This window comes from Pontibacterium sp., assembly GCF_041587635.1.
Taxonomy (GTDB): Bacteria; Pseudomonadota; Gammaproteobacteria; order Pseudomonadales; family Balneatricaceae; genus Pontibacterium.
The window spans coordinates 1-3,260 of the sequence record NZ_JBFGYC010000461.1; the positions used below are offsets into that span (position 1 = coordinate 1).

The following is a 3,260-nucleotide window of genomic DNA, read 5'->3' on the forward strand; positions in this document are numbered from 1 at the left end:
ACCGGTAACAGATCGGGTTCGCACTCCGCTATTGTGTCTGCAGCAATATCAACTTCCGGTTCATCTTGCGCAACCGGAGCAGCGTCAAGCAACTCGCTTTCCACCGTGAGTAGCGAAGGCTCACTCTCTGGCTGCTCATCACGCTCAAGTGCTTCGATCGCCTGCAACTCGGCTTCAGTATCACGCGCAAGCGTATCCGGATCTTCCAGCAGCGATTCCAGGTAGTCGAATACAACCTGCTGATTTCCTGTTTGCGGTGCGTAATAATCTGCATCTTCTGGTAACTTCGTCATACCGAAGCCTCTTGTTTTTGCGCTTCAACCAACGTCCGTAATATTCGGGCATACGCATGAACACCGCGGCTACTGGAATCGACGGCGGAAGGAACTAACCCTTTGATACTGGCATTTCGCAACTCAGTATCAACCGGCACAATCGCGCTGGAAATACGATCAGAGTATCGATTATGCAGTTCGCGCAAGCTCGTCACCGATGCATGTGCACGGCGGTCATAGAAGGTTGGGATGATGGTATATTTTAGTTTGTTCTTACGTGCCTGATTAATCATGCTGATAGTACGTACCATGCGTTCCAGGCCTTTTAATGCCAGAAACTCTGTTTGAACCGGCACCAGCAGATGCTGACATGCAGCCAACGCATTGACCATCAATACGCCAAGGATAGGTGGCGTGTCGATAATAACGTAATCGTATTCTTCTTTTATCTGAACAAGCGCACGGGCAATCTGTAATCCCATCCCTTCCTGACCCACAGCACGGCGCTCAAGTGTCGCCAACGCCGTTGACGCTGGCATCAGCTCAAGGCGTTCATGAGAGGTTTCAAGCAGCATCCGGTGTACCGTTGCCGCGTTGATCGGGTTGCTGCCTTCAAATAGGTCAAACACGCTAAATTCAAGCTCGTCCGGATCGTATCCGAAATAACTTGTCAAAGAACCATGGGGATCAAGATCGATCAACAGCACTCGGTAACCGACCTCGGCCAGCAATCCAGCCAGACTGACTACCGTGGTTGTTTTACCCACGCCACCTTTTTGGTTTGCGACGGTCCATACCTGCATAATCTATTACTCATTTTCCTGCTGATCGGATGCATTCACCGGCGCAACCTGTCTAAACAACTTACCGCCAGAGGCCGTTTCCACCTGTTCAATGACAGGAGTATCGGTCGATTCTGTTTGATCCGTTGCGATCACGGTGGATACTGCATCTTTACTGACTTGCTGACTGCCGAATGCGGACAACGTACGTCTGACTTTCTTGTCTCGGGATACTACGATGACGACACGCCGATTCAGTTGGCGTCCTTCATCAGTCCGGTTGCTATAAGCGGGCTGAAACTCACCGTATCCAACCGCTGCCATCCGCGCAGGATCAACGCCATGATGGTTCAGCAAACGAACCACCGCAGCAGCACGCGCGGCGGAGAGTTCCCAATTGGATGGAAATTGGTCTGTATCAATCACCTGATCGTCGGTAAACCCTTCCACGTGAATCGGATTATCATAAGGCCGCAATATCACCGCTAAACGCTGCAGCAATTCATCAGCCTCATGCGTTGGCTTTGCCTGCCCCGACCTGAACAACATACCTGAACGTAACTCAATGGATAACCAAAGTTCATCCCCAACTAATTTCAGGTCACGCTCAGAAACATTGGGGCGAATACGAGTTTCCAGTCGCTCCATGATGGTCTTGAGCTGATCAGTTTCATCAGCATCAGGCAGTTCAAGTTCGGGCGTCGGCTCCACCTGCTCATTTGGCATTGCGGGTTCTTCACCCAGCCCGATGATTGCGCCTTGCCCAGCACCCAGAATTGACGCATCCAGCCCCACACCTTCAAACGCCCCACTCAGCGCATTAGAAAGCTCTTTGTACTTCTCTTCATTCACACTGGAGAGCGAATACATCACCACAAAGAAGGCAAACAGCAGGGTGATAAAGTCCGCGTAAGAGAGTATCCAACGATCGGTATTCACATAGTCATCAGGTGGAATACGTCTGGGCATGGCTCAGCTCATGTAACCTTGCAAACGTTGCTGGATCACTCTCGGGTTTTGGCCTTGTGCAATCGCAGCCATGCCCTCTAACATCATTTCCTGATAGTTATACCGAGTCATAATCAGGCCCTTAATTTTGTTAGCGATAGGGATCAGCAACAAGTTGGCTATCCCCACACCATACACTGTCGCAACGAAGGCCAAGGCGATACCCGCACCGAGGTCTTCCGGACTTTTCAGATTCCCCATTACATGGATCAAACCTAACACAGCACCAATAATACCAAGCGTGGGAGCATAACCACCCATGCTCTCAATTACCTTTGCGCCTCGTAGATCATTCTGCTCAACAGTCACTAACTCAGTCCCCAAACTGTTGCGGATCGCTTCTGAGCTTTTGCCATCGACCAGCATCTGCAGTCCGTTAAGCACAAAACTATCGGTGTGTTTATCCATTTCTTTCTCGAGCGCCAAAATACCGTCACGCCGAACGAGCGTACACCAGAGCATCAACAGTTCGATTCCCTGCTGAAAATCATAGCGTCTTCCACCAAAGGCCCAACCCAGTAATCTCAACGCTCGGGAAAACTCCTCTTTTGGCGATTGTACAGCCGCGGCCGCCAGCGTCCCGCCAAATACGATAACGGCAGCAGGCAGGTTCACGAGTTGATTCAATAATCCCCCGTCAAGGTAATGGCCACCGACCACCGCGCCCAACGCAACCAGAATCCCCAATATGGTCATCGGATCCATCAACGCTCTCCCTGTTTACTGAGCAACGTACCAATTTCATCCAGATCCATAACGGCATCCGCCAAACCTGCCTCAACGATAGACTTGGGCATACCATAGATTGTCGAACTATTCTCGTCCTGTGCCCATACCGTCGCACCTGAGCGTTTTAGCAGACGAGCACCGTCTGTACCGTCGCTGCCCATGCCTGTCAGAATTACAGCCAGTACTTTGTCACCAAAACACTTCGCGGCAGAACCATAGGATATGTCGACACTTGGCTTATACGTCAGGCGTTCATCACCCGGCATGACCTTAACCCGATCATTTTGACGTGGATCGATAATCAGCTGATGCCCGCCCGGGGCCAACAGTGCGGTACCGGCCATTAGGCGATCGCCGTCAGTAGCTTCTTTGATTGTAATATTACATTGCTGATTCAGGCGCTCGGCAAATACCGGGGTAAAAGTCTTCGGCATATGCTGAACCAGCAAAATGGGATATGGGAAAG

5 protein-coding genes are annotated in these 3,260 nt (G+C 50.9%); all 5 read right to left on the reverse strand.

Annotated elements, in window-relative coordinates:
- A partial coding sequence (locus ABYW01_RS17440; protein WP_372835209.1) for a hypothetical protein occupies positions 1-293 on the reverse strand: 293 nt, incomplete at its 3' end.
- Positions 290-1,078 (reverse strand): ParA family protein, encoded by a 789-nt coding sequence (locus ABYW01_RS17445; protein WP_372835212.1) that lies wholly within the window; start codon positions 1,076-1,078, stop codon positions 290-292. The genes ABYW01_RS17440 and ABYW01_RS17445, both read right to left, overlap by 4 nt.
- Before the next feature lie 6 nt (positions 1,079-1,084).
- Positions 1,085-2,026, reverse strand: coding sequence for a flagellar motor protein MotD (gene motD / locus ABYW01_RS17450; RefSeq protein WP_372835215.1), 942 nt, complete (start codon positions 2,024-2,026; stop codon positions 1,085-1,087).
- Between the two features lie 3 nt (positions 2,027-2,029).
- Positions 2,030-2,770 (reverse strand): flagellar motor protein, encoded by a 741-nt coding sequence (locus ABYW01_RS17455; protein WP_372835218.1) that lies wholly within the window; start codon positions 2,768-2,770, stop codon positions 2,030-2,032.
- The coding region (locus tag ABYW01_RS17460) for a chemotaxis protein CheB (RefSeq protein WP_372835221.1) at positions 2,770-3,260 on the reverse strand (491 nt) is incomplete at its 5' end. The genes ABYW01_RS17455 and ABYW01_RS17460, both read right to left, overlap by 1 nt.

Coding starts and splice junctions, on each gene's coding strand:
- ABYW01_RS17445 (WP_372835212.1), bottom strand. CDS start 1,078: ATGCAGGTATGGACCGTCGCAAACCAAAAAGGTGGCGTGGGTAAAACA.
- motD (WP_372835215.1), bottom strand. CDS start 2,026: ATGCCCAGACGTATTCCACCTGATGACTATGTGAATACCGATCGTTGG.
- ABYW01_RS17455 (WP_372835218.1), bottom strand. CDS start 2,770: ATGGATCCGATGACCATATTGGGGATTCTGGTTGCGTTGGGCGCGGTG.